Origin of the sequence: Burkholderia sp. S171, assembly GCF_009766085.1 — a bacterium.
Classification (GTDB): Bacteria; Pseudomonadota; Gammaproteobacteria; order Burkholderiales; family Burkholderiaceae; genus Caballeronia.
On the sequence record NZ_LMUF01000047.1, the window covers coordinates 295,410 to 322,116 of the forward strand.

The 26,707-nt window shown below is 59.7% G+C and carries 18 protein-coding genes and 1 pseudogene; 4 read left to right on the forward strand and 15 right to left on the reverse strand.

What is annotated here, in order from left to right:
• Positions 1-853 precede the first annotated feature (853 nt).
• The 9 genes from GSQ93_RS26620 to chvE form a co-directional block, all read right to left on the reverse strand.
• Positions 854-1,783: a Gfo/Idh/MocA family protein gene (locus tag GSQ93_RS26620; protein ID WP_158938613.1), complete on the reverse strand. Its 930-nt coding sequence runs from the start codon at positions 1,781-1,783 to the stop codon at positions 854-856.
• Positions 1,784-1,847: 64 nt separating this feature from the next.
• Entirely contained in the window at positions 1,848-3,590 is a 1,743-nt protein-coding gene (locus GSQ93_RS26625; RefSeq protein WP_158938614.1) for an IlvD/Edd family dehydratase, read from the reverse strand.
• Positions 3,591-3,697: 107 nt separating this feature from the next.
• Positions 3,698-4,792 (reverse strand): galactofuranose ABC transporter, permease protein YjfF, encoded by a 1,095-nt coding sequence (yjfF, locus tag GSQ93_RS26630; RefSeq protein ID WP_158938615.1) that lies wholly within the window; start codon positions 4,790-4,792, stop codon positions 3,698-3,700.
• Complete coding sequence (locus GSQ93_RS26635) at positions 4,789-5,826, reverse strand: ABC transporter permease (protein WP_158938616.1); 1,038 nt, start codon at positions 5,824-5,826, stop codon at positions 4,789-4,791. The genes yjfF and GSQ93_RS26635 overlap by 4 nt, the downstream gene beginning before the upstream one ends.
• Positions 5,823-7,337 (reverse strand): sugar ABC transporter ATP-binding protein, encoded by a 1,515-nt coding sequence (locus GSQ93_RS26640; RefSeq protein WP_158938617.1) that lies wholly within the window; start codon positions 7,335-7,337, stop codon positions 5,823-5,825. The genes GSQ93_RS26635 and GSQ93_RS26640 overlap by 4 nt, the downstream gene beginning before the upstream one ends.
• 114 nt (positions 7,338-7,451) lie before the next feature.
• Entirely contained in the window at positions 7,452-8,420 is a 969-nt protein-coding gene (locus GSQ93_RS26645; RefSeq protein ID WP_158938618.1) for an ABC transporter substrate-binding protein, read from the reverse strand.
• 494 nt (positions 8,421-8,914) lie between these two features.
• A complete protein-coding gene (gene mmsB, locus GSQ93_RS26650) occupies positions 8,915-10,105 on the reverse strand; it encodes a multiple monosaccharide ABC transporter permease (RefSeq protein WP_216857677.1) in 1,191 nt (396 codons plus the stop codon).
• Positions 10,098-11,609 (reverse strand): multiple monosaccharide ABC transporter ATP-binding protein, encoded by a 1,512-nt coding sequence (gene mmsA / locus GSQ93_RS26655; protein ID WP_158938789.1) that lies wholly within the window; start codon positions 11,607-11,609, stop codon positions 10,098-10,100. Before mmsA ends, mmsB begins: the two co-directional genes overlap by 8 nt.
• Positions 11,610-11,722: 113 nt before the next feature.
• Positions 11,723-12,787: a multiple monosaccharide ABC transporter substrate-binding protein gene (gene chvE / locus GSQ93_RS26660; RefSeq protein WP_158938619.1), complete on the reverse strand. Its 1,065-nt coding sequence runs from the start codon at positions 12,785-12,787 to the stop codon at positions 11,723-11,725.
• A 1,030-nt stretch (positions 12,788-13,817) separates the two neighbouring features.
• On the opposite strand from chvE, the gene GSQ93_RS26665 reads away from it, so the two are divergent.
• Positions 13,818-14,441, forward strand: a complete 624-nt coding sequence (locus GSQ93_RS26665; protein WP_158938620.1) for a hypothetical protein — start codon at positions 13,818-13,820, stop codon at positions 14,439-14,441.
• Between the two features lie 61 nt (positions 14,442-14,502).
• Here the strand turns inward: GSQ93_RS26665 and GSQ93_RS26670 are convergent, their stop codons facing one another.
• From GSQ93_RS26670 to GSQ93_RS26695, 6 genes are all read right to left on the reverse strand, one after another.
• Entirely contained in the window at positions 14,503-15,405 is a 903-nt protein-coding gene (locus GSQ93_RS26670) for a hypothetical protein (RefSeq protein WP_158938621.1), read from the reverse strand.
• A gap of 425 nt (positions 15,406-15,830) precedes the next feature.
• Positions 15,831-16,997 carry an FUSC family protein gene (locus GSQ93_RS26675; protein ID WP_158938622.1) on the reverse strand — a complete coding sequence of 389 codons (1,167 nt, stop codon included), beginning with the start codon at positions 16,995-16,997 and terminating at the stop codon, positions 15,831-15,833.
• Positions 16,998-17,095: 98 nt separating this feature from the next.
• Positions 17,096-18,394: an L-fuconate dehydratase gene (locus GSQ93_RS26680; protein ID WP_158938623.1), complete on the reverse strand. Its 1,299-nt coding sequence runs from the start codon at positions 18,392-18,394 to the stop codon at positions 17,096-17,098.
• Between the two features lie 98 nt (positions 18,395-18,492).
• Complete coding sequence (locus GSQ93_RS26685) at positions 18,493-19,434, reverse strand: ABC transporter substrate-binding protein (protein WP_158938624.1); 942 nt, start codon at positions 19,432-19,434, stop codon at positions 18,493-18,495.
• A 118-nt stretch (positions 19,435-19,552) separates the two neighbouring features.
• Positions 19,553-20,578, reverse strand: a complete 1,026-nt coding sequence (locus tag GSQ93_RS26690) for an ABC transporter permease (protein WP_158938625.1) — start codon at positions 20,576-20,578, stop codon at positions 19,553-19,555.
• A gap of 24 nt (positions 20,579-20,602) precedes the next feature.
• The gene (locus GSQ93_RS26695; protein WP_158938626.1) at positions 20,603-22,114 is read right to left on the reverse strand and encodes a sugar ABC transporter ATP-binding protein; all 1,512 of its coding nucleotides are present in this window, start codon (positions 22,112-22,114) and stop codon (positions 20,603-20,605) included.
• A 463-nt stretch (positions 22,115-22,577) separates the two neighbouring features.
• Here GSQ93_RS26695 and GSQ93_RS26700 point away from each other — a divergent pair, with 463 nt between their 5' ends.
• From GSQ93_RS26700 to GSQ93_RS26710, 3 genes and pseudogenes are all read left to right on the forward strand, one after another.
• Positions 22,578-23,372: a DUF899 domain-containing protein gene (locus tag GSQ93_RS26700; protein ID WP_174254680.1), complete on the forward strand. Its 795-nt coding sequence runs from the start codon at positions 22,578-22,580 to the stop codon at positions 23,370-23,372.
• A 328-nt stretch (positions 23,373-23,700) separates the two neighbouring features.
• Positions 23,701-24,714, forward strand: a pseudogene (locus tag GSQ93_RS26705) (SGNH/GDSL hydrolase family protein).
• Positions 24,715-25,147: 433 nt separating this feature from the next.
• The gene (locus GSQ93_RS26710) at positions 25,148-26,605 is read left to right on the forward strand and encodes an NCS1 family nucleobase:cation symporter-1 (RefSeq protein WP_158938627.1); all 1,458 of its coding nucleotides are present in this window, start codon (positions 25,148-25,150) and stop codon (positions 26,603-26,605) included.
• Positions 26,606-26,707: the final 102 nt, after the last annotated feature.

Genomic DNA, 26,707 nt, shown 5'->3' on the forward strand with positions numbered 1-26,707 from the left:
AACCCCTCCTTCTCGCGAATTCCGACATAGACACGCTTCGCCACCAGTGCTCTCGGGCAAGCACAAGTCGCCCGGGAACCCGCACGGCCTCACGCCTATTTAACGCCACGGTTCTAACACGCTTCGCCACCCGTGCTCTCGGGCAAGCATAAGTCGCAGCGGAACCCGCACGGCATCACACCTATTTAACGCCGCGGTTCCAACATGTTTCGCCACTAGCGCTCTCAGGCAAGCGCGAGTTGTTTAGGAACCCGCATGGCATCATGCCTCTTTAACGCCGTGGTTCTCCGTGGGTGAATTGCTCGGTTGGGACGGTCTTTTTGCGGGTAAAGCGTCACGCATTTTGGGGCCTTGTTCCGAGGAGGGTTGGCGACGAGGTTCTTCACGCATACCAATTTGGTGGGTTATCCGCGGATAGCGCGGGATGAATCTTGGGCGGGTTCAGTCACTGGTGGCGAAGCGTGTCAGAACCTGTGTACGGAGAAGGAGGGTTTCAACCATCCGTCGCTCTGGCGAGCACCGTGCTTTTGGGGCACCTATGAATTAAAACTGCACGCTGTGGACACTTAGGGTAGAGCGGTTAAAGCGTTTTCTTTGCTTCGTTTCTTTGTCGCTTTGGAAATGACGTGCCGCCACGCACAGTGGCTAACAGTGATAAAGAGAAAATCCGACTCTCGCAGACTGCTGAGGCCGAAAGCAGCAACCGGGCATTGACCCCGACCGCTGCCCCCAGCCCAGGCACCCTGGAATAGACCCTGACCACTGAGCGCAACCCCCCCTCCCAACCCCGAGTGCGAACGAAAGCCTCCGCCCGAGTGCGAACGAAAGCCTCCGCCCGAGTGCGAACGAAACCCTAATCCTCGAACTTCTCAACCTCATGCCTGCCGCCGAGCAACATCGCATCGGCGACATGCTGCAGCGGGCTCACGTCAACATCGCTCGCCCCTGTCGAGATCAACTCGAAGAATCGATCATAAAGGCTCGGATATTCCCTCTCCGGTCCAACGTCCTTTACCTCGCCATCGATCTTCAAAAACTTCCCGCCCTGAGCCAGATGCAAGACACCGTCGCGGGTGGTTACTTCAATCTGCCACAATTCTTCCGGACCAAAGCGCCAGTCGAATTCCGCCCGGATCGGCGTGCCAAGCGCATCGCTGAAATCAAGGTTTGCGGCTATCGGATTGTGCCGGTTCGCCGGCACAAACAACTCCGCCGACTTCAGGAAAAACGCATGCGGCAAGATACGCGTGATGATCGATAGCGCGTTGATACCCGGGTCGAATACACCCAGCCCACCCGGTTGCCAGATCCAGTCCTGACCCGGATGCCAGCGGCGCACATCCTCTTTCCACAGGACATTCACCGCCGTGATCGCTTTCCCGGCCAACCACGCACGCGCAATTTCAACGCCGGGCGCATGACGGGAATGCCACGACGCAAACAAGGTGCATTGATTCTGCTGCGCTAGCGCGGCGAGCACGGTCACTTCGGTCACGCTCGCACCCGGCGGTTTCTCCAGCATCACGTGCTTACCGGCTTCAAGCGCAGCACGCGCCTGGGAGAAACGGACTTGCGGCGGCGCGCACAACGAGACCGCTTGCAAAAGCGGCTCTGCGGCCAGCATGTCCTCGACATTCTGATAATTGTGGACCCCATCGATCCGCGCATTCCGGCTCGCTCCTGCAACGAGCTTGAACCCGGAATGTCCGGCGATAGCAGGTAAATGCTGATCGCGAGCGATCTTGCCGACGCCGGCAATGCCTATCGCAACTTGCTCTGTCATGGTTGGACCTTAAAGAAAGCTTTGTTCATGTGGTGCGCCACAGTGGCACCTGCAGCGCGCCGGATTAATGCGAATGCCGCGGCACATCGGCGCCTCGACATCCTACGAGAAAGTCGAAGTCGCAGCCTTGGTCGGCTTGCAGGACATGATCGACATAAAGCTTTCTATACCCGCTCGTGTCCGCAATCGCAACGGTTTGCACTTCGGCCCAATTGCTGAGACGGGAGGCGAGTTCCGCATCGCTCACATCAAGATGCAACTTCCCAGCAAGGCAATCCAGCTCGATCCAGTCGCCTTCCTGCACGACCGCCAGCGGACCGCCGGCACGCGCTTCGGGCGCCACATGCAGCACCACGGTGCCATACGCCGTGCCGCTCATGCGTGCGTCCGAAATCCGCACCATGTCGGTTACGCCTTGCGCCAGCAGCTTGGGCGGCAAGCCCATGTTGCCGACTTCCGCCATGCCCGGATAACCCTTCGGTCCGCAATTCTTCAGCACGAGAACCGAGTCGGCCGTCACGTCCAGTTCGGGGTCTCCGATGCGGGCCTTGTAGTCATCGAAGTTTTCAAATACGACTGCTCGGCCACGATGCTTGAGCAATGCCGCCGTCGCCGCCGACGGTTTGACCACCGCGCCATTGGGCGCGAGATTGCCGCGCACGATGCACAGGCCGCCATCAGGGACGAGGGGCTTGTCGAGCGGACGGATGACTTCTTCGTCATAGATAGGCGCTTCTTTCGAGTTCTCCCAAAGGGAGTGGCCGTTCGCGGTCAGCGCGTCGGGATGGGGCAGCAAGCCTGCTTCACCCAAGCGCCGGATCACGCCAGGCAAACCACCCGCGTAATAGAACTCCTCCATCAGGAAGCGCCCCGATGGTTGAAGGTCCACAAGCGTAGGTGTGCCACGGCCAATGCGCGTCCAGTCATCGAGTTCAAGGTTCACACCAATGCGCCCCGCGATAGCCTTTAAATGGATCGCTGCGTTCGTCGATCCACCAATCGCCGCGTTCACGCGAATCGCATTTTCGAAGGCTTCTTTCGTCAGGAGTTTCGAGAGCCGGACGTCTTCCAGCGCCATCTCCACAATGCGCATGCCCGACATATGCGCGAGCACGTAACGCCTGGAATCCACAGCGGGAATTGCCGCATTGTGCGGCAGCGTAACGCCGAGCGCCTCGGCCATGCAGGCCATGGTGGACGCCGTGCCCATGGTGTTGCACGTGCCCGCCGAGCGCGACATGCCCGCTTCCGCCGACATGAATTCGTGCAGCGTGATCTTGCCGGCCTTTACCTGTTCGCTAAGCTGCCAGACCACCGTGCCCGAGCCGATATCGCGGCCATGATGTTTGCCGTTGAGCATCGGACCACCGCTCACCGCAATGGCCGGCACGTCGCAACTCGCTGCGCCCATCAACAACGCGGGCGTGGTTTTATCGCAGCCAACGAGCAGCACGACGGCATCGACCGGATTGCCCCGGATCGATTCCTCCACGTCCATGCTGGCGAGATTGCGCGTGAACATGGCGGTCGGGCGAAGGTTCGATTCACCATTTGAGAACACGGGGAATTCGACCGGGAATCCGCCCGCTTCGAATACGCCGCGCTTCACATGCTCGGCGAGCTTCCTGAAATGTGCGTTGCAAGGCGTGAGTTCCGACCACGTATTGCAAATGCCGATAATCGGCTTGCCTTGGAATTCGTGATCGGGGATGCCCTGGTTTTTCATCCAGCTTCGGTACATGAAACCGTTCTTGTCGGCTGTGCCGAACCATTGGGCGGAGCGCAGCGGGCGTTTTGCGTCTGACATCGATTTTTCCTTACCGTTTACTTATTCGTTTGCTATTTCAAGACTTCATTTGCACGAACGCGCCGTGCGTTCGAGAACTGTTTAGGAGCGTGTTCTTGGGGATCGCATCAACTCCGCGATCCGAGCGCAACGGGATCGGCTTTGTTCGCCGCATCGTGTTGCCGTGGCGCTTCTCGTCGCTTCAGCTTCGACCCTGCTCGTTCACCCGATGCCGTCCCGTCCGATTTGCGACGCGCCGCATGCCGTTCGATCACGCGCTGCAACAGGCAGAACGCGCACAGAAGGGCGCCTATGACGATGCGGGTCCACCACGAACTCAGCGTGCCGTCGAACGTGATGAGCGTCTGGATGGTGCCGAGAATGCCGACGCCGAACACCGACCCGATCACGTAACCAACGCCGCCCGTGAGCAAGGTTCCACCGATGACCGTGGCGGCGATCGCATCGAGTTCCATGCCCTGACCCTGCAAGCCGTATCCTGAGAGCACGTACAGCGTGAACACCACGCCGCCCAGCGCGGAGCAGAAGCCGCTCAACGCATAGACGCCGACCTTCGTGCGCGCCACGGGCAGTCCCATCAGCAACGCGGAACGTTCGTTGCCGCCGACCGCATAGACGTTGCGCCCGAAGCGCGTGAAGTGCGCGACGAAGATGGCGAGCAGAAGCGTCGCGATAGCGATCAGGCCGCCGGCCGTGAGCGACGCGCCGTGAATATCGATGTGAAAGCCCGACAGCGCGTGGAAGGCGGGATCGTTGATCGTGATCGACTGCGTGGTGATCAGGAAACACGCGCCGCGCGCGAGGAACATGCCTGCCAGCGTGACTATGAACGGCTGCAGTTTGAAGAAGTGGATCAGCGCGCCCATCGCTGCGCCGTACAACGCACCTAACGCAAGCACGAGCGGCACGATGACCCATATCGGCCAATGCAGGTGTTCAGCGAAGACGGCGCAGAGGATGGTGGTCAGCGCGACGACCGATCCCACCGACAGGTCGATACCGCCCGATACGATCACGAACGTCATGCCGATCGCGACGATCAGCAGGAAGGCGTTGTCGACGAGCAAGCCGAGCAGCACCTGCAGCGAAAAAAATCCGGTGTACATCACGGAGCCGAAGCCGAACAGCGCGATAAACAAGACGATGGTGACGACGATCGGCAGCGTGCGCGGATCGACCAGGCGGTCGAGAAGGTTCCTCATTTTGCTGCCTCGGCAAGGGGCTTTTTCATGACGTAGGGGAAGGCGCGTTTCAGTTGCCGCATGATGACGGTGCGGGCCGTGGCCGACTGGATCACGCTCACTACCAGCACCACCGCTGCCTTCACGACGAGCGTGGCCTCAGGCGGCACGCCAATGGAGTAGGTGGTGTACGTCAGCGTCTGGATGATCAATGCACCGAGCACGGTGCCCGCGAGGCTGAACCTCCCGCCGAGCAGCGACGTACCGCCGAGCGTGACCGCGAGGATCGCATCGAGTTCGAGCAACAATCCGGCATTGTTGCCATCGGCGCTGCGTACATTGGAGCTGATCAGAATACCTGCGATAGCCGCCGTTAGTCCGGAGAAGGTATAGACCCCGAACACGATTGCGCTCGAGCGCAAGCCGACCAGTTTCGTGGCCACCGGATTGATACCGATTGCGCGGATGAACATACCGAGCGCGGTGCGATTCATGAGCAGCGCAGTCGCCGCGATTGCCCCGACCGCGACCCAGACCGAACACGGAATGCGCGCCAGATAACCACCGCCAACCATGAGGTATCCCGATGCGCCGATAGGGATGATCTGGCCGCCCGTGAGCAATTGCGCGACGCCGCGGCCGGCCACCATCAGGATCAGCGTGGCGATGATCGGCTGCATGCCGACGAACGCCACGAGCACGCCATTCCACATGCCGGCGAGCACGCCGACTGCGAGTGCTGCGGCAAGTGCTTCACCGACCCGCGAAGGATCGTCGGCGAGAATACTGGCGGCAGCCGCACCGGCGATTGCAACGACCGCACCGACAGAAATATCAATGCCGCGTGTTGCAATCACGAGCGTCATGCCGAGCGAGACGAGCACGAGCGGTGCGGCGCGATTGAGGATATCGATAGGCGCGCCGAACCAGTGGCCTTCGAGTACCGTGATTGAGAGGAAGTGCGCGTTCTGGCTCAGGTCGAGCATGATCAGCAACACCAGCGTGAGCACCGGCCATACGAGAGGATGCTGCAATGCGGCCTTGATCCGGTTCATCGGCTGCCTCCCGCAATGAGTCGATACACCTGATCTTCCGACGCCGCGTGTCCCTCGACCTCCGCCACCTTGCGCCGGTCGCGCAGCACTGCAATCCGATGGCTCACGCGCACGACCTCGCTCACCTCCGACGAGATGAAGACAATGGCGAGCCCTTTCGCACAGAGCGCCAGCACGCGATCCATGATTTCGAATTTCGCCGCGACGTCGATGCCGCGCGTGGGTTCATCGAGGATCAGCATCTTGGGTTCCGTCGCAAGCCAGCGCGCGAGCAAGACCTTTTGCTGGTTTCCGCCCGACAGAAGCCCAATGGGCTGTTCAGCATCGGGCGCCTTGATGTCCAGCCGCTTGATGTAGTCGTCCGCTATCTGGCGCTGTTTCGCCTTGCGTATGACGCGCCACCAGCCGCGTTGCACTTGCAGCGCGAGAATGATGTTCTCGCGTATGGAAAGATCCGCAACGATGCCTTCCTTCTTCCTGTCCTCCGGGCAATACCCTATGCCGCGACGCACCGCATCGCGAGGAAAACGAAGCTTTACCGGCTTGCCGTCGATAGACATGGCGCCCGCGTCCGCCCGCTCCGCGCCGAACAGCAGCCGGGCGGTCTCAGTGCGGCCCGAACCAAGCAGGCCAGCGAGCCCGAGGATTTGCCCGGGCTGTACGTCGATATCAACGGGATTCATCACGCCGCGTCTGCCTATGCCGCGCATTTCGAAGAACGGCGGCACGGCTGCTTTATGCGCGGGCGGTTCGTCGGCGGCGCGCTTCAGGCGCTCGGTCATGCGTTCATGTCCCACCATCTTCGAAACGAGCAATTCCACCGGTAAGTCGCGGGCGAGATATTCGCCTTCACGTTCGCCGTTACGCATCACCGTGATGCGGTCCGATATCGCGTAGGTCTGTTCGAGAAAGTGGGTGACAAACAGGATCGCCATGCCCGATTGCTTGAGCGTGCGCAGCACGTCGAAGAGCCGCACGACTTCGCCATCGTCAAGGCTTGAAGTGGGTTCATCGAGTATCAGCACGCGCGCATCCACCGAGACCGCGCGCGCGATGGCCACCATTTGCTGCACGGCGATCGGATACGTATCGAGTGATTTGGTCACATCCAGGAATACGTTCAGATCAGCGAGCGCCGCTTCGGCCCGCGCATGAATGGTCTTCCAGTCGATAGCACCGTGCCGTTTCGGCTGCCGTCCGGCGAACACGTTTTCAGCGACGGACAGATTCGGGCACAGGTTCACTTCCTGATAAAGCGTCCTGATTCCAGCCGCTTCCGCGTGGAGCGGGGCGGCGAAATTGACGACTTCGCCGCCAAGCCGTATCTCGCCGGCATCGTGTGTATGGACGCCGGTGAGTACGTTGATCAGGGTCGATTTACCGGCGCCGTTCTGGCCCATCAGCGTATGAATCTCGCCGGGAAATAAACTGAAGTCCACGTTCTGCAACGCCTTGACGCCCGGGAACGACTTGGAGATGCCAATGGTTTCAAGAATGGGCGAGCCGGTCATGAACGAAGGCCGAAAAGGAAGGTTGAAGGTACGCCGCGAGTCCGCCGTTGCAGTGCTTACTGCTTACGTGGCGGACTCGCGTTTGCCGGATGTTTTCTCCGTGACTGCGGCAGCTTAGTACTTGCGCTGCGGCAGGACTTGCGCGGCAACGCTCATCGGGAAAATGGTTTCCTCGGTCACGATGCGCTTGGGCAAGGATTTGCCCGCCTTCACGTCCTTGACCGCCGTCATGAGTTGCGGACCGAGCAACGGGCTGCATTCCACGTCGACGTTGATCTTGCCTGCGACCATCGCCTCGAAGCCGCCCTTGGTGGCGTCGAACGAGACCACGGTCACGTCACGGCCGGGCTTCACGCCGGCTTCTTCCATTGCCTGGATTGCCCCGAGCGCCATGTCGTCGTTATGGGCGTAGACCACGTTGATTTGCTTGCCGTAGGTCTTGATGAAGGCTTCCATGACCTGCTTGCCGCCGGCGAGCGTGAAGTCGCCGCTTTGCGAAGCGATGACCTTGAACTTCGGATCGTTCTTGATCACTTCCAGCAATCCGGCGCGGCGATCGTTCGCGGGCGCTGAACCGACCGTGCCCTGCAATTCTGCAATGTTGATGGGACCGGGGTCGTTCTTGTAGTGCTCTTCGAGCCATTTGCCGCCGCGGCGGCCTTCTTCGAGGAAGTCCGAACCGATCATGGTCACGTACAGCGAAGTATCTTTAACGTCGATATTGCGGTCAGTGAGAATCACCGGAATCTTGGCGTTCTTCGCTTCGATCAGTACCGGCTCCCAACCGGATTCAACGACCGGGGAGAACGCGATCACATCGACTTTCTGCGCAATATACGAGCGGATCGCCTTGATCTGGTTTTCCTGCTTTTGCTGGGCATCGGAGAATTTCAGATTGATGCCGGCGTCCTTAGCCGCGCTTTTGACAGAAACGGTATTGGCCGTGCGCCAGGCGCTTTCCGCGCCGACCTGTGAGAAACCCAGGGTGATCTTGCTGTCATCCGCGTGGGCGGTCAGGCTTGCGCCCAGCAAAAGCGCAGAACCAAGCAGCGCACCGATGGCTGCGCGTCGAGCATGTCTCATGTTTGTCTCCGATTGTTGTGTTTGTGTTCGGTACTGCCGTGCTTATCTGTTTTCGCGCGGTCGAGTGATTCAGGACGTACCGAAATGAAGCGTACCGCCGGGGTTCATGGCGGTCCAATCAGTTATTTGGTGTTTGCGATGCCAGAATTGGTATAGCGAAAAGGGGTTGTCGGATCGCGCCGGTGGGTTGAGGCTCCTTGACCCGCCATTGACTTGGGATAAACGGGGGTCTGAGTTGGAGCGCTATGCAGAGATTTATATAGGGCCCCACTGCGGACGTCATGGACTCCAGGGCAAAGTGTCGGCTTCGCACGGCACGTGATGACCAAATGGACCGGCTCACACCGCGATTGAGCGAGCGCAATGACTCAGTTGGTTTTGCTTCATTCCGAGCGCTTCGACATCGGGCTTTACTACGCGCCCGTTTCACACACAAGAAATCGAATACGCCCGGAGTTGCTCGTGACAGGCTCTCGGAGAGTTGTCGTGTCCCGTCAGGCGCGGTTACGGTTGTAGACATCAAGAAACACCGCCGCCAACAAGACCATCCCCTTGATCACTTGCTGGTAATCAATGCCAATGCCCATGATCGACATGCCGTTGTTCATCACGCCCATGATGAAAGCGCCGATCACCGCGCCCACCACCTTGCCCACGCCCCCGGAGGCCGATGCTCCGCCGATGAAACAGGCCGCGATCACATCGAGCTCGAAGCCGAGGCCAGCCTTCGGCGTTGCCGTGTTCAGGCGTGCCGCGAAAATCAGACCCGCCACTGCCGCCAATACTCCCATGTTCACAAAGGTCAGGAAAGACAGACGCGCGGTGTTCACGCCCGACAGACGCGTCGCCTTCTCGTTGCCGCCCAGCGCATAGATACGGCGACCGATCGTCGTGCGATTGGTCACAAACTGGTAAATCAGGATCAGAACGGCCATCAGGATCAACACGTCGGGCAAGCCCTTGTACGTGGAAAGCAGCCAGCACAAGTACGTGACCGCTCCCGCGAACAACACGTTTTTCAGTACGAAGAACGCGACTGGTTCGACGTCCATATCGTGTGCCCGTGCCTTGCGGCGCTTGCGTACCTCCGCCGCGACCAGCCCCAGCGCCAGGATGATGCCCACGATCAGGGACAGCACCCGGAAGTCCGTGCCGCCGAACGGATCAGGCAGAAAGCCCGTGCTGATCCGTTGAAATCGCAGCGGGAACGGCCCGACCGATTGGCCTTGCAACAGCGCCAGTGCGAGCCCCTTGAAAATAAGCATCCCTGCCAGCGTCACGATAAACGACGGAATGCGCGCGTAAGCCACGAACCAGCCCTGCGCTGCACCAATCAACGCCCCCACCAGAAGCGTCACGATGATCGTCGGCACCACGGGCCACGAGTACTGCACGATCAGCACCGCGGCCAGCCCGCCGATAAAGCCGCTGACCGATCCGACCGACAGATCGATATAGCCGGCCACGATCACGAGCAGCATGCCCAGCGCCATCACAATGATGTAGCTGTTCTGCAAAACGAGATTGGTGATGTTCAACGGCTGCATCAGCACGCCGTCGGTCTGCCACTGGAAGAACCCCATGATCACGACCAACGACAGCAGCAGGCCGTAGTCGCGCAGATTGTTCTTGAGAAAGCCGAGTTTCATGAAATGGCCTTGATTCGATGTAGATAAGTCACGCATGACCGGCGTTCACGATGGCGCGCATGATACGTTCTTGGCTCGCTTCGTTTCGATCGAGCTCGACCACGAGCCGACCTTCGTTCATCACGTAAATGCGGTCGCACATCCCAAGCAGCTCCGACATTTCGGAAGAAATCATCAGAATCCCTTCGCCCTTGCGCGCCAGCTCGTCGATGATGGTGTAGATCTCGTATTTGGCCCCGACATCGATACCTCGCGTGGGTTCATCGAGAATCAGCAGACGCGGCTTTGTAAACAGCCACTTGCTCAGCACGACCTTCTGCTGATTGCCGCCCGAGAGATTGACCACCCGTTGCTGGATGCCCGAACTGCGGATGCGCAACGATTCGCGATACTGCTGCGCCACCTTTGCCTCGGCGTGTTCATCGATCACACCGTGATCGGACACTTCGGCGAGGTTGGCGAGCGACACGTTTTTGCGGATTTCCTGCTCGAGAATCAGGCCATACCCCTTGCGATCCTCGGTCACATAGGCAATGCCATGCTTGATAGCCTTGCCGATGGTCGATACATCCACTGTCTGGCCGTCGATCAGCACCTGTCCGCTGATCCGCCGGCCATACGAGCGCCCGAAGATACTCATGGCCAGTTCGGTACGGCCCGATCCCATCAGTCCCGCGATGCCGACCACTTCGCCCTTGCGCACGTTCAGGTCGATGCCCTTGATGACCTCGCGCTCCGAATAATGTTCGTGGAACACGTGCCAGTCGCGTACTTCGAAGATCACGTCGCCGATCTGCGGCTCGCGCTGCGGATAACGGTGTGCCATGTCACGGCCGACCATGCCGCGAATAATGCGATCCTCGCTGATCTCGCTTGCGGCGCAGTCGAGCGTCTCGATCGTGCTCCCGTCGCGGATGACGGTAATCTGATCTGCGACCTGTGTAATCTCGTTGAGCTTGTGCGAAATCAGGATGCAGGAAATACCTTGTGCCTGGAGTTCCAGCAGCAGTTTCAGCAGCGCGGCGCTATCGGTCTCGTTCAGACTCGCAGTGGGTTCGTCGAGGATCAGCAGCTTCACGCGCTTTGATAGCGCCTTGGCAATTTCCACCAATTGCTGCTTGCCGACGCCGAGCTTTCCGACGGTCGCATCGGGCGACTCGTTCAGACCGACGCGCCGCAGCAATTCGCGCGTGCGCTTATGCGCCGCATGCCAATCGATCACGCCGCATTGCGCCAGTTCATTACCAAGGAAAATGTTTTCGGTGACCGAGAGCGTCGGCACCAATGCCAATTCCTGATGAATGATGATGATGCCGCGCTCTTCGCTATCGCTGATGTCCGTGAAGCGTTGCACCTGCCCTTCGAAGTGGATTTCCCCCTCGTAGGACCCGTGCGGATACACACCGCTCAGCACCTTCATGAGAGTGGACTTGCCCGCGCCATTCTCACCGACGATCGCATGGATTTCTCCAGCTTTAACCGTCAGATTGACGTTATCGAGTGCTTTGACACCCGGAAACGTCTTGGTGATGCTGCGCATGGACAGGATGGTCTCGTCCGCCACGCCGTCTCCTGATTTTGTGATGTTATGCAGGGTCCGCTAGCCGGAGCGCGCGTGGCGTCTCCGGCGACAGACTTGACTCCTATATCGCCTTACTTGACCTGCGCTTCCGTGTAGTAGCCGCTGTCAATCAGGATCGGCTTCCAGTTGGAGCCATCCACCAGTACCGGGTTGAGCAGATACGACGGAACAACCTTCACGCCGTTGTTGTAGGTCTTGGTGTCGGTCACCTCCGGCTGCTTGCCTTGAGCCATTGCGTCGATCATCGCAACCGTCACCTTGGCGAGCTGACGCGTGTCCTTGAACACGGTCGAGTACTGCTCGTTGTGCAGGATGGACTTGACCGAAGGAATCTCGGCGTCCTGGCCGCTGACGATCGGGCACGGCTGCTGAGCGGTGCAATAACCCACACCCTTGACCGACGACAGAATGCCAATGCTCAGACCGTCATACGGGCTCAGCACGGCGTCGAGCTTGGCATTGCCATAGTAAGCCGACAGCAGATTGTCCATACGGGCCTGAGCGACGGCGCCATCCCAGCGCAGCGTACCGACCTTGTTCATGCCAAACTGCTTGCTGCGCACCACCAGCTTGCCGCTCTTGATGTACGGATCCAGCACGCTCATTGCGCCGTTATAGAAGAAGAAGGCGTTGTTGTCGTCGGGCGAACCACCGAACAGTTCAATATTGAACGGGCCTTTACCCTGTTTCAGACCGAGCTTGTCAACAATGGACTGCGCCTGCAGCACGCCGACCTTGTAGTTATCAAACGTCGCGTAGTAATCGACGTCGGCCGTGCCCTTGATCAGGCGATCGTACGCAATGACCTTGATGCCGGCATCGTGCGCCTTTTTGAGCACGTCGGTCAGCGTCGTCCCATCGATTGCAGCGATCACCAGCACCTTCGGCTTCTTGGTGACCATGTTCTCGATTTGCGCGAGCTGATTCGGAATGTCATCGTCGCCATACTGGAGATCGGTGGTGTAACCATCCGCCTGCAGATCCTTGACCATGTTATTGCCATCGGCAATCCAGCGCGCTGACGACTTGGTCGGCATGGACACAGCAACCAGCCCCTTGCTGTCGGCGGCGTGCGCGATACCGATCATTGGCAGCGCCATGACCGCAATCAGGGTTTTCAAGAACAGACGTTTCATTGGTATGTCTCCTTCGTTGTATGAATGAGTGCCGCTCTGGCCGCGGCCAGGCGATCGTATTGTTAAAGCACCGCGGTTTGATTTTGACTTGTCCGTGTCAGGCCCGCATATAGGTGATCTCGATGATGGAACGGAACTCGGCCTCATCAAGCCCCGGCTCGCGCGCGCTCAAGCGTGCACCCGTCTTCGGTACAAATTCATCATCCACGGAAGACCCGGACGCCATTGGGAAAACGCATTCGCGGCGGCCCGAACGGCCTGGTAGGCCTGCGCCCGGTCGCCGTGCGCATATCACGCGACCACTTCACGCGCGTAGGGGGGATTGTTGCGACAGCCCCTTGTGACGCCGCTGACTCGGCGCCCATTGATGTAATTCGTGTCTCCCGCTCCGGTCTCGCTCGTTTTGATTTTTGCCCTCAGGTGGGTTGGAAGCAAGTCTACGTCCGGCGTCAGCATGCGTCCAATATAAAAAAACCCTAGCATTGATATCAATTTTGGTATCGCCCATTGCGCCTTCGTTGCACCTTCTATACCCGCTGCACGGGAATCGGCTAGCTGATTGCAGCGCTAGACGGCGGGATCGTGTTTGGCCGGTCTCTGCCAGACGCGGTCGGCTCAGATCGACCCACGATAGCCGGTTGAAGCGTCCAAAACCGGCTCTTCACGGAACGCCTCTTGGCGGAAACAGAGCGAAGGGGCGAGACGACGATTACGGGCTTCGACAGCTATCGACTTGTACCTATGAACAACAAGGGCCGTGGCGTCGGAGGACGCCGCAGCCCTTCCTCTTTCGGCTCACGCGGGAAAGGTCCGCCTCAGGCAATTTTTCTAACGCTCATTTTGAATAATTCAGGCAACACGAGCGATGCATTTTGAATGATGCATGTCGCTCTTGGCCTTCATGAACCACCAGCGAAACATGATCTGGAACCGCCGAGCCAACTACGAAAAATTCGGCTGCCAGAACTCAAGATTTCAAATCCTATGACGATATATAAGCAGCCAATTACACAATTAACTTGAGGAATTTATGCTTCGTATCGTTATAGGCCTGCTGCTTGCCGGACTGCTTGCCGGATGCAACACAACGCTGCATGTCGAAAAGCCGGACTCCTCGTCGGGCCTTTATGCAACTCATACTGTTCTCAAACCCGCCGATGTCCGCGTCGCTGAAAGGTTTGACCCCGCTTACACACAAATGATTTACCTGAAGGTCGACGCGGAACACCCGAACCCGCGCTTTGTGGATTTCTTTGTGTCGGCTTTCAAGGAAATGCACACCTTCAAGCGGGTCGTGACAAAGGACGACCTGCAGGAAATGGTCATTGAACGCAATTTGGGTAGCAAGGTTCCGAGCGTGTCGGATCTGGTTGGACTCAATAACCTGAGCAAAGAAATCGGGCCATTCCTGATCGTTGAGTCCAATGCAGTATTCAAGGGTGCCTATACGTTCGAGGGAACGCTAAAAGCCATTGACGCCAGCACCGGAAAGACCGTTCTGCTGATCGACATGAATGCGTTCAATATGGCGGGTCTTGACGATCCGCTGTTTCACCCAATGCTGAATGGATTTATTAACTGGACACGCAATCAGCCGGTGGCGCCACAAGAGCCGGCGACCGCGCAACAGACCAATCCTGCGAAGCAGCTCTGACTTTCCATTTCTTCGAGAGTGGGCCACGGCGTGTCAGTGCGTGCCGTGGCCCAAAACCGGCTTACTGCTTCGCCAGTTGACCGGAGGCGATCACCGAGTTATCGGCTGCCTTGACGTGATAGACGATCGTCCGCTCGTACAGCGTCGTGCTGCCGGAAACGGGCAGGAACGTGATCGCTGCGTTACCGGTGTAGGTCACCCCTGAACGCAACGTGCAGGAGGTCGTCGTGCCGCTTACGGTCATCGTGTAAAGGTTCTTGCCCGAGCCCGGCGTGGTCAGCGCCAGCGTGCCCGCAACGCCGCAGCCGAGAAACGAGCCCGTGAAGCCGCCCGCATTGTCGACCGTTATGGTCGTCACGCTTTGTGCCCACGTACCCGCAACGCTCGACTGGTCGACCGCGAGCGCATTCGCCGGGTCGTAGTTCAAGGACAGGTTCACGGTGCTGTTATTCGCCACGTAGCTGCCAGTCAAGGTCTGGTTTGCTGTGAACGTTCCGCTTCCCAAGGTAGCGGGGTAGCGAAAGCTGCTCAAGGTCTCAAAGCCGCTTGTCAAATTCCAGTTCGGCGAAGCGGTCGTCACCGTCCCGAAGAACATGGAGGTAACGAGCGAAAACAACGCGTTCGTATAAGAGATGTTGTTCGACGGGTCGATAAGGGCCGTCACCCGGGACGTGGACGATTGTTGCGTCCAGATACCTTCGAAACCATTGCCCGTGGCAGCGGTCGAGCCGGCCTGCGGGGCGCTCAGGCTGGGAAGTGCCTCTCCCGTCACGGCCGGTATTGATGCGCCACCGGGTGCCGATGCGGCCGCCGGCGCCGACGCGACTGCAGGTGCGCTGGCTGAAGAGGCCGGTGCCGCCGCTTGTGCGTTCGACGTGCTGCCGCCTCCGCCTCCGCCGCATGCGGCGAGCGCAAATGAACCCAACATGGAAATGACCAAAGGTAATCTTGTTTTCATGTGCATTATATTTTTTTGAATGCGGACTCTCGATTCCGCAAATGATTGATTGGGTTGGGATACTCGGTGCGCGGGATCGCGCCATTATGTAAACGGCGGTAAGGAAAAAATCTTTAGGTACTTACTAAAGAAATTTTATAAACAGCCGTAGGGTTATGCGGAGTGGAAAACGCTTGCTGGACCGAACGCATTGCAGCCATTAACTGCGTTCAAGACACGCTGATCCGCAGTTTAATGCGCGAGTGTGATCAACTCACCGGCTAGATAGGGCGACCTGCTGAGGGTTGGTTTGATTTGTACAAGGCCAACTGCCGGAGCGCATTGCGGTGCATATAGTGCTGCCGTTGAAACGCCATTTCTGAATGGTGGCTGGCTGTCAAGCGATTTCTAATTGAAAGCGAATTGACAGGCGAGCTGCGGTGAATGCGAGTTCAACGGTTTGCATCGTTAAGAGGCGACGATAAATTTAGTCTGCTAGTCGCGAGGATCACCGCTGCCAGCACGACAATTCCAGTGAGAATGCCCGATAGCCGCATTAGCGCGGGTATCGGATCGGCCGACCAATGGTGGTCCTGCACGAATACCATGATGAACGCGATTGTGAATTGCCGGCCGACATAGCTGGCTCCTTCTCGCCCCGTCTGAACGTGACATCCTATCCACACGCCGATAGACAGCGCGAGCATGCACAAAATCACTTGCCCCTGCATCAGGGGCAGCAGCGCCACACCCAGCGCGCCGGCCAACAAGCAGCCGGCCACGCGGTGCACCATCTTTTCGATAACCGGTTGCTGTGTTCCGCCTGCCGGCAAGCTTGCCGGCAGTATCAGCACCGCAATCGCCGTGACCATCGCTTGCGCGAAACCAGGCAGATGCAAGACGTAGGTAAGGGCTGCGAGGATCGCGATTGCCAGTGCGCCCTGCAAGCACAGCAGCCTGCGAGTCGGGCGCAATGATTCCAGCGATGGCGATAGAGTTGAAGCAGAAGGCGCCTCGGCTTCGCCGGCCGTTGCAGACACCGATGGCGGCCGGGTCTTCCTGTACCACTTTGGTCCGAAGTGAAACACGCTCGCCACCACCAGGCACGCGAGCGTTCCAACCATGACCTCGGCGACTCGCAGCGCGGCAAATAATGCCGTCGATCGGACTGACAGAAGCCCATGCGCTTCGTACGTCACCATTAATGCTGTCACTCCGCCCAGAACCCAGGCGTACGACGCCCTCGTCTCGTTGGCGTAGAACACCGCAACGCCGCCGATCGCCCCCAATGCGGGCACAAACAGCCATGGCCGGTCGCCTATCCAGGGTCCCACGAGGGTTCCAAGCGCGGCACCGATCAGCGTGCCCATGATGCGCTCCACGGCGCGCTGCACGGAGCCGGCGAAACTCGTTTGCATGACCGCGAAGCCGCTGATGGCTGCCCACCACGTGTCCGAAAGATGCAACGCGTTGGCGAGCGCGACCGATAGTGCGACCGAGAGCATGGCTTCCATCCCGAATGTCGCACGCGCTCTGGACGGCTTCCAGGCTGCCAGTTCCCGTCCGAGCGACGACATGGCCGCCCGGGAAGTCTGGACAAGCGTGCCGACGAGCGTCATCCAGGCCTCCGCAGTCGGGTAAGGGTAAGGCGGGAAACATCGACCAGCGAATCCTGGATGATCTGAAGGGGAGCTTCCAGAAGCTGCATCGCACCGGCTCAGGCCCGCCAGGCCGGACCCTCCGGAAAGTCGTATTGATCGAGCGACGCCGCGTACATTTCGATGCTGTAGCCGGCACGTTGCGGCGGCATGTATCGGCCGTTGCGGATCACGACGGGGTCGACGAAATGCTCATGCAGATGATCCACATACTCAAGCACCCGGTTGTCCAGCGACGCCGACACGCAGATATAGTCGAACAGAGAAATGTGCTGGACGTACTCGCATAAGCCCACGCCGCCCGCATGCGGACACACGGGCACACCGAATTTCGCCGCCATCAACAAGACGACAATCACTTCGTTCAGACCGCCTAGGCGGCAGCTATCAACCTGACAAAAGTCGATTGCCTGCGCCTGCAGCAACTGCTTGAACATCACCCGGTTATGGCAGTGCTCGCCCGTCGCTACGCCTATCGGCTTGATCCGCTGGCGGATGGCGGCGTGGCCGAGAATGTCGTCGGGACTCGTGGGTTCCTCGATCCACCATGGATCGAATTCCGCCAGCCGCCGCATGTTCGCGACCGCTTCATCGACATCCCATACCTGGTTCGCATCCATCATCAGCTTGCGGTTGTCGCCGATTTCCTCGCGCAGGATACGGGCGCGGCGCATGTCTTCGTCAAGATTGCCGCCCACCTTCTGCTTGAAGTGCGTCCAGCCTTGCGCCACGCCTTCACGGGCGAGCCGGCGGATCTTGTCGTCGTCGTAACCGAGCCAGCCGGCCGACGTCGTGTAGGCCGGATAGCCGTGCGCCAGCATCTCCTTTTCGCGCTCACCCCGGGTCTTCGCATGGCGATGCAAAATGGCGATGGCTTCGCTCGGCGTGATCGCGTCGGTCACGTAACGGAAATCGAGGCAACGCACGAGCGCTTCAGGGCTCATGTCGACCAGCAGTTTCCACACTGGCTTGCCTTCCGATTTGGCCCACAGGTCCCAGACCGCATTCACAACCGCCGCCGTTGCCAGATGGATTGCGCCCTTGTCCGGGCCGATCCAGCGCAACTGGCTGTCTGAAGTCAGCGTGCGCCAGAAAGCGCCCATGTTCGCGGCGATATCCTCGAGCGTTTTACCGACGACCAGCGGAGCAAGCGCGTGTACCGCACTCACGCAGATCTCGTTGCCGCGCCCGATGGTAAACGTGAGGCCATGGCCCGTGAGCGCTTCAGGCGAATCGGTTTCGAGCGTCACGTAGGTGGCCGAGTAATCCGGCGCGGCGTTCATCGCATCGGAGCCGTCGAGCGAACGCGAGGTCGGAAACCGGATGTCGCGGACGGACAGCTTGGTGATCGTGGGCATGTGAATATTTCCTCTTCGACAGCTATCGGCTTGTACCTATGAACAACAAGGGCCGTAGCGTCGAAAGAAGCCACGACCCCTGCGTTTGACGGCGACGATTAATCGTAGAGCACGGCGGCGATCTTGGGATCGTTGATATTGCTCTTGTCGTACCAGTAGAAGCCCGTGTCGACCTTCTTGGGCAGCGTCTCGCCCTTTAGCGCCTTCACGGCAGAGTCGACCACGCATTTGCCGATACCAATCGGATTCTGCGTAATGGCGCCCAGCATCAGGCCCGAATTGATGTCGTCCTTTTGCTCCTTGCCGGAGTCGTAGCCAATCAGGACGAGCTTCTTGCCGGACTCCTTGACGCCGATCGCAGCGCCCTCCGCCGAGCCTTCATTCGAGCCGAAAATGCCCTTGAGATTGGGGTTGGCCTGAATCATCGTCTTGGCGATTTCCGCCGACTTCAGATGGTCGCCGCCGCCATACTGAACCGAGACAATCTTGATGTTCGGATGCTTCGCTTTCATCTCGTTCAGGAAGCCATCGCGACGATCAACGCCGGTGCGGCTGGTCTGGTCGTGCACGATCAGGCCGACCTCACCGGCATTGCCGACTGCTTCGGCCATCTTGTCGGCGGCGAGTGAGGCGGCGGCAAGGTTGTCCGTCGCGCAGGTCGTGAGCGCGATGTCGCTGTCGACGCCGGAGTCGAAGGCGATGACCGGTATCTTGGCGGCCTGCGCCCGCTTCAGGAGCGGAATGGCTGCTTTGCTGTCGAGCGCGGCAATGCCGATCGCTTGCGGCTTCTTGGCGAGCGCGGCCGAGAGCATGTCGATCTGTTTATCGACCATGGCCTCGGTTTCCGGACCCTCGAAGGAGATCCGGACGTTCTGCGCCTTCGCCGACTGTTCTGCACCGGCTTTGACGGCCTGCCAGAACTGGTGCTGGAAGCCTTTCGAAATAAGCGGGATGTAGGGTTCATCCGCGCGCACCAGGCTGGTCCCGCCAATGAGCGCGCCAACGCCGACTACTACACCGATGAGTTTTCTTTTCAACATGGTGGTTCTCCTCCTAAGGTGGGCTATCAACCTTCAGCCGTTGGGGGAGCCTTGGCGCTCCCTTTTCTTGATCTTGTCTTGTGCCGTGTCCGCTTTCGTCCGCTCCAGTCAGCCTTCGTCAGCTTTTCTTGCGCCGCAAAATATCGGCATAGACCGCGAGAATGATGATGAGACCGGTCACCACGATCTGCCATTCCTGAGCCACTGACATGATGCGCAGGCCGTTGGTCAGCACGCTCATGATGAAGGCGCCAATGATGGTGCCCAGGATCGTGCCCGACCCGCCGCTGAGCGAGGTTCCGCCAATGACCACGGCTGCGATTGCTTCGAGTTCATACCCTTGGCCTAGCGCCGGCTGAGCCGAATTCAGGCGCGACGCAATGAGCAATCCGGCGATGCCGCAAATGGCCCCGCTCAGGCCGTAAATGGCGATCTTCCACCGGTCGACATTCACGCCCGAAAGCCGCACGGCTTCTTCGTTGCTGCCGAGCGCAAAGGTGTATCGGCCGAGCGCCGTGCGATTCAGCGTGATCGAACTCACCGCCGCCAGGAAAAACAGGATCAGCACCGCGTTCGGAACGGGCAGGCTCGGAAATACATAGCCGATCAACGAATCTTGAGAGATCCGGTAGAAGTTTTCGGTGTCGGTGAAATAGATGGGTTTGTCCGCCGAGACGACGAGCGAAAGCCCTTTCAGCAGCAGCATCATGCCCAACGTGGCGATGAACGGCGGGATCTTCATCTTCGCCGTGAGGGTGCCCGAAATGGTCCCGCAGAGCGCGCCTGTGCCAATCGCAGCAATCACGCCGATCGACATCGGCAAATGCCAATACGTCAGGAACACGCCGCAAATGACTGCCGTGAAGGTCATCAACGTGCCGACGGATAAATCGATGCCGCCAGTGATGATGACGAACGTGCAAGCGATCGCCAGGACGCCGTTGACGGCCGTCGCCTGCAGGATCCCGAGCATGTTGTCCATCTGCATGAACGAGGGCGAGGCGAAGCTGAAAAACGCCAGCAGCAGGACCAGGCTCCCGAAGGCGAGCAGCTTTTGCAACGCGGTTGGCGAGAAGAGGCGGGCTCTGAGGGCGGACGCCCGTCCCTGATTTCCCAACGCCGACGTATCCGATGGCAGTGTCATGAAACGGACCTCTCCTCTAGAGACTCATGCCGCTTTTAAGGTTTCACGCTGCGTCGCCAGTTGCATGATGCTCTCCTGCGTCGCCTCCGTGGCTGAGAGTTCGCCGGTAATGCGACCCTCGCACATCACGACAATACGGTCGCTCATGCGCAAGATTTCCGGCAGTTCGGAGGAGATCATCACGATCGCCTTGCCTTGGTCCGCGAGCGCGCGCAGGAGCTTGTAGATTTCGCTCTTGGCGCCAACGTCGATGCCGCGCGTCGGCTCGTCGAAGAACAGCACGTCGCAGTCGCGTTCGAGCCATTTGGCGATGACAATTTTCTGCTGATTGCCGCCCGAAAGGAGCCGCACTTCCTGCGTCGCGGAGGGTGTACGAATGGCGAGCAGCGTGATGAAATGGGCGGCTGTCCGGCGTATCTGGGCGCGGCGCAAGAAAACCTTGAGCGACAGGAATTTGCCCAGGTTGGACATCACGATGTTCGATTCAACATCCATGCCGGTCGCAAGGCCGAAGCGCTTGCGGTCTTCCGATAGATAGCCGATACCGCGCGCAACCGCATCGCTCGGGGTCCTGATCGTTACCTTCGTGCCTTTCACCAGAATGTCGCCGGATTCGATCGGATCGGCGCCGAACACCGCCCGGGCGACTTCGGTTCGACCGGCGCCCATCAGGCCCGCAAAACCCAATATCTCGCCTTTGCGCAGCGTGAAGCTCACGTCCCTGACCAGCGGGCCGGCGTTCAGATTCTTCACTTCGAGCGCGACCTCGCCTGCGCCTGCGATGCTCTGGGAAGGTGCGGCGTCGGTCAACGATCGCCCGACCATCATCCCGATGATCGCCTCCACGCTGCTGTCGCGGGCGGTAACGGTTGCTACGTACTCCCCGTCACGCAACACGGTGACGCGATCGGAAATCTGCTTCAGCTCGTCCATCTTGTGCGAGATATAGATGATTCCCACGCCCCGGCTTTTCAGCTCCCGGATGATGCGAAAGAGCTCGGCGATCTCGGCATCGTTGAGCGCGGAGGTAGGCTCGTCCATGATCAGGACACGCGAATCGAAGGACAAGGCCTTGGCGATCTCGACCATCTGCTGGCTGGCGACGGTGAGCGTTCCGACAATCGCGCGCGGATCGAGGTTCACATGCATGCGGGCAAGAATCTCGCGTGCTTGCGCGTTGAGCTTGTCTTCATCGAGGAACAGGCCGAGGTGCCCGCGGGGCTCGCGGCCGATGAACATATTCTGGGCGACGCTCAGATGATTCATCAACTGGAGTTCTTGATGAATGATGCAGACGCCCATGGTTTGCGCCTCGCGGGGGCTTGAGAAATCGACGGGCTGGCCGTCATAGAGCATTTCGCCGGAATCCCGGGTGTACACGCCCGCGAGGATTTTCATCAGCGTCGACTTGCCGGCGCCATTCTCGCCCATGACCGTGTGGACTTCACCCGCCATCAACTCGAACTGGATTTCGTGAAGCGCCCTTACGCCGGGAAAGCTTTTGTTGAGCCTTTTGACGGAAATGAGCGGGGTCATGGCGCGGGTTTCCCGGCCATTCCGCGACGGGTGCCTGCCTTATCGCGAGACGCGGATCGATACGACGGGCGCGGCTGCGCCGGTCTTAGCCGGGTATCGCGGCTGAAATCGTGATTGAAATCGCAACGAGAAGCCAGACACATTGCTGGGCCCCCAAATCGATGTGCCACGATTCTACGACGCTGGACGGCAGCGGCTCAATGGTAGGCATTCCCTAGTATCGGGAGCAGATGTGCTTTCCGCATTAACACGCATTCGTAGCCATAACGCAGATTGGTTTCAACTCGCGCCGCGCTTGGCCGTCAGCGACGCCACTGAAATACCGCCACGCTTGTTACTCCCAACGTTCGATCTCCAGTGCCAAACTGGTCTCGAAGCCAACCACGAGCGATGAGCCGCGAATGGGGTCGCGCTTCAGTCTCGAAGCGCGGGAATGTGTCCAAACCAGGAGATTGCAAAAGCCATGACATCATCATCCGAGAACGGACGGGAAGACGGACAACCCGCCATGCACACACCACAGGTTGTGTCGTCGCAGGCGTGGGAGGCGGCCCGCGAGCAACTGCTTGTGAAGGAAAAGGCCCACACCCGCGCCCGTGACGCGCTGGCCGCCGAGCGCCGGCGCATGCCGTGGATGGCCGTGGAGAAGGCGTACGCGTTCGAGGGGCCGGCGGCCAAGGCGAGTCTCCTCGATCTCTTCGACGGCCGGCGTCAGCTGATCGTCTACCGCGCCTTCTTCGAGCCGGGCGTGTTCGGTTGGCCCGAGCACGCCTGCCGGGGCTGCTCCATGGTGGCCGACCAGGTTGCCCATGTCGCTCACCTGAACGCCCGTGACACCACCCTCGTCTTTGTCTCACGTGCGCCCCAAGCGGACATCGCGCGGCTGAAGGCGCAGATGGGCTGGGAGATACCGTGGTTCACCCTCACGGACAGCTTCGACGCCGACTTCGGCGTGGCCGAGTGGCATGGCACGAACGTGTTTTACCGCGACGGCGACCGCGTGTTCCGCACCTACTTCCTCAACAGCCGCGGCGACGAGCAGATGGGGGGCACCTGGAACTATCTCGACATCACGCCGCTGGGCCGTCAGGAGGCCTGGGAGGACTCGCCCGAGGGATACCCTCAGACGCCGACCTACAAGTGGTGGAACTGGCACGACAGCTACGTCGCAGACGCGGCGCCCGACAAGAAGTGGGTCGAGGTGTCGGACGCTGGGGAAGCGGCTTTCCGGAACCAGGACGCAAGCACGAAGCCATGACTGGGTGCCAGGCGCGTACGAGCGTCATACCGAGGGTGGGGCGCTGCCACCTGCTCGTACACGGACGTCTCGAAGCCAATGCGTATCTCGACCACGGCATGTCGAAGAAGGGCAGCCCCCGTGCCAACTGTTTTCATCATCGAGGCGTCGCGGAGCATCGCGTGTTTCGCCTGCCTCGCGCCAGCCGTCCGGCAATCGGGACGAAAGCGCATGCTTTTTGCTTAAGCGAAGCTGCGAAGGGCCGTGTCGCAAGCGCGCGATGCAGGCTGGCTGGCGATAAGCCCGCCGAATGCGGGCAGCGGCCCGGCCGACCCGCGGCGGAGGAGCTATGCAAGGAAGCAATGACAAGGTACGCGCTGCAATTTTTGCCGTGGCGGCGTTCCTGCTGACCTCATGCGGCGGCGGGGGAAGCGGCTCGAGTGGTGCGCCCAACCCACCGGGCGGCATTGATCTGCAAGTTGTCTCGTTCGGCGACAGTCTGTCGGACGTCGGAACCTATGCGCCGATCGCGAGCGCGGTCGGCGGAGGGCGATTCACCACCAATCCGGGACAAGTGTGGACTCAGGATGTCGCGCAATACTATGGCGATAAGCTCACCGCTGCGTTCACCATCGACATCGCTCATGAGTTGAGTGCGCAAGGCGGCCTTGGCTATGCGGAGGGCGGGGCCACGGTGGCCACGCCGGCAAACCAGTACGACTTTCTAACCGACGTGATCGGCAATATAGAAATGCCTGTCAATCAACAGGTGTCGAGCTATTTGTCCGCTCACAAGAGCTTCAACTCCGGTCAACTGGTGCTGGTTTGGGCAGGCGCCAACGACGTGCTTCGCGCCGGGCAGCTGCCGGCCGCGGCGCCGACCGTGCAGACAGCAGCAACGACCCTGGCTCAAGTGGTTGGACAGATCATCCAGAACGGCGCCACTCATGTTGTGGTAGTCAATGTCCCCAATATCGGATTGACGCCCAAGGGCATTACTTCGTCCGATGGCGGGGCAAACCTGACCCAGTTATCGCAACTGTTTAACAGTGACTTGAACGCTGCCTTGCAGGCCGACGGGCTGTAAGGCAAGGTGATCCAGATCGATTCTTACACTTGGGCCGATCAGATCATTGCGAACTTCCAGGCGAATGGCTTTGCTGTGTCGAACACAAGCACCGCCTGCGATCCTTCGAAAACGCCCGACGACACGTCGTTGCTTTGCTCGCCGGCTACCTATGCGACGCCCAATGCCGATCAGACGTACATCTTTGCCGACGACATTCATCCGGCAACGCGTCTTCATTCGCTGTTCGCCCAGTTCGTGGAGCAGCAGATTGCCGCGAGCGGTCTGGGTCATTGATGGGAACTCGCACGCCCGGTCTGACCTCGTCTTGCCATTGCATCGATCAAGATGCATTCCTGCGCGCCGTGATCATGAAGACGTTCGCAAATTTGCTCTTGCCGAGATCCCGACAAACACCTTTCGTTAAACCCCGAATCCGGCGGGACGTGGTGGGAAATAACAGTCTCACCCTGCGACGCTCTATCCAGCCGCGCAGCGGCTCCCGGTAGTTCTTCATTCGCTCATCGAACAGTAACCACGCACTCGCGATCACGCTCATCGCGCGTGTCACTCGCGCCCTCGCGCATTCCATCAGGGTTAACCCATTCGAAACTATGCGGCAAAGTACCTACAGTTCTTGCATCCCAGCTTGCTTCAGGCGCGGGGGCATTTCTGCCTAAGGGCGTCTGGCGGTGTTTCCGTAGTTCCACGAACTGAAAGGAGATGACAGATGGAAATCCGCGATCCTTCCCCCGGCCTCTACAACGAAGATCTCGCGCCCGCCAGGCAGCGCAACTGGGGTGCCTTCAGCATCTTCAACGTATGGACCTCGGACGTGCACAGCCTCTGGGGCTACTACCTCGCCGCCAGCCTGTTCCTGCTGTGCGGCAGCTTTATCAACTTCGTGCTGGCGATCGGGCTCGGCTCGCTGGTGATCTTCGCGCTAATGAATCTGATCGGCTACGCAGGCGAAAAGACCGGCGTGCCTTACCCCGTGCTGGCGCGCGCGTCCTTCGGCGTGTGGGGAGCAAACCTGGCGGCGCTGGTGCGGGCCGTGGTGGCCTGCTTCTGGTACGGCGCGCAGACGGCGGCGGCGTCGAGCGCGATGGTTGCGCTGCTGATCCGCAACGACAGCCTGATGGGGTTCCATAAGGGCACGCACTTCCTGGGCCACTCGGGGCTGGAGGTGATCTGCTATGTGGTCATCTGGGCGCTGCAGTTGCTCATCATTCAGAAGGGCATGGAGACGGTCCGAAAATTCCAGGACTGGGCCGGTCCGGCGGTGTGGGTCGCCATGCTGATCCTGGCGATCGGCCTGTGCGTCAAAGCCGGCGGCTTTTCGTTCAGCAGCGGCATTCCGATGGACGTGCTGCTCGATAAGACCAAGGACGCCGGCGTCAGCGGCGAGCCCGGTTCGTTCTGGGCGCTGATGGCAGTGGGCGCGACCTGGATCACTTACTTCGCGGCGCTGTACCTGAACTTTTGCGACTTCTCGCGTTACGCCAAGAATCGCGACGCAGTGAAAAAGGGCAATCTGTGGGGCCTGCCGGTGAACCTGATCGCGTTTTCGCTAGTCGCCGGTGTCACCACCATCGCCGCCTTCAAGGTATACGGCGAAGTGCTCCTGCACCCCGAGCAGATATCGGCGAAGTTCGACAGCTGGGTGCTGGCACTCATCGCGGCGCTGACCTTTGCAGTCGCCACGCTGGGCATCAACGTGGTCGCCAATTTCGTCTCGGCCGCGTTCGACATCTCCAACACGTTTCCCAAGCAGATCAGCTTCAAGAAGGGCGGCTACATTGCTGCGGCCATCGCGCTGGTGCTTTACCCGTTCGCGCCGTGGGAAGGCAATGCCGCGCACTTCGTCAATGCCATCGGCGCCACGATGGGTCCATTGCTGGGGATCGTTCTGGTGGACTACTACCTGGTGGCCAAGGGCAACATCAATGTCGCAGAGCTTTATCAGGAGCACGGCGAGTACCGCTACGAAGGCGGTTGGAACGTCAACGCGGTAGTCGCCGCGGCGGTCGGCAGCGTGTTTTCGACCTTCCTGCCCAACTTCACCAACCTGTTGCCGGCCTGGTGGAATACCTATGGCTGGTTCTTCGGGGTGGTGATTGGCGGCGGCATGTACCTGATCATGGCGACACTGCGGCCGCGTACCGCGATCGCGGCGACTCGCGCTTGATGGTTCTATCGGAGCGGGTAAGCGGGTAGCGGTGCGAGAAGAGGGACGCACCGCGTACGAGACTTCGTAGAGGCACGGCCGTCATTCCGCTATCGATACACG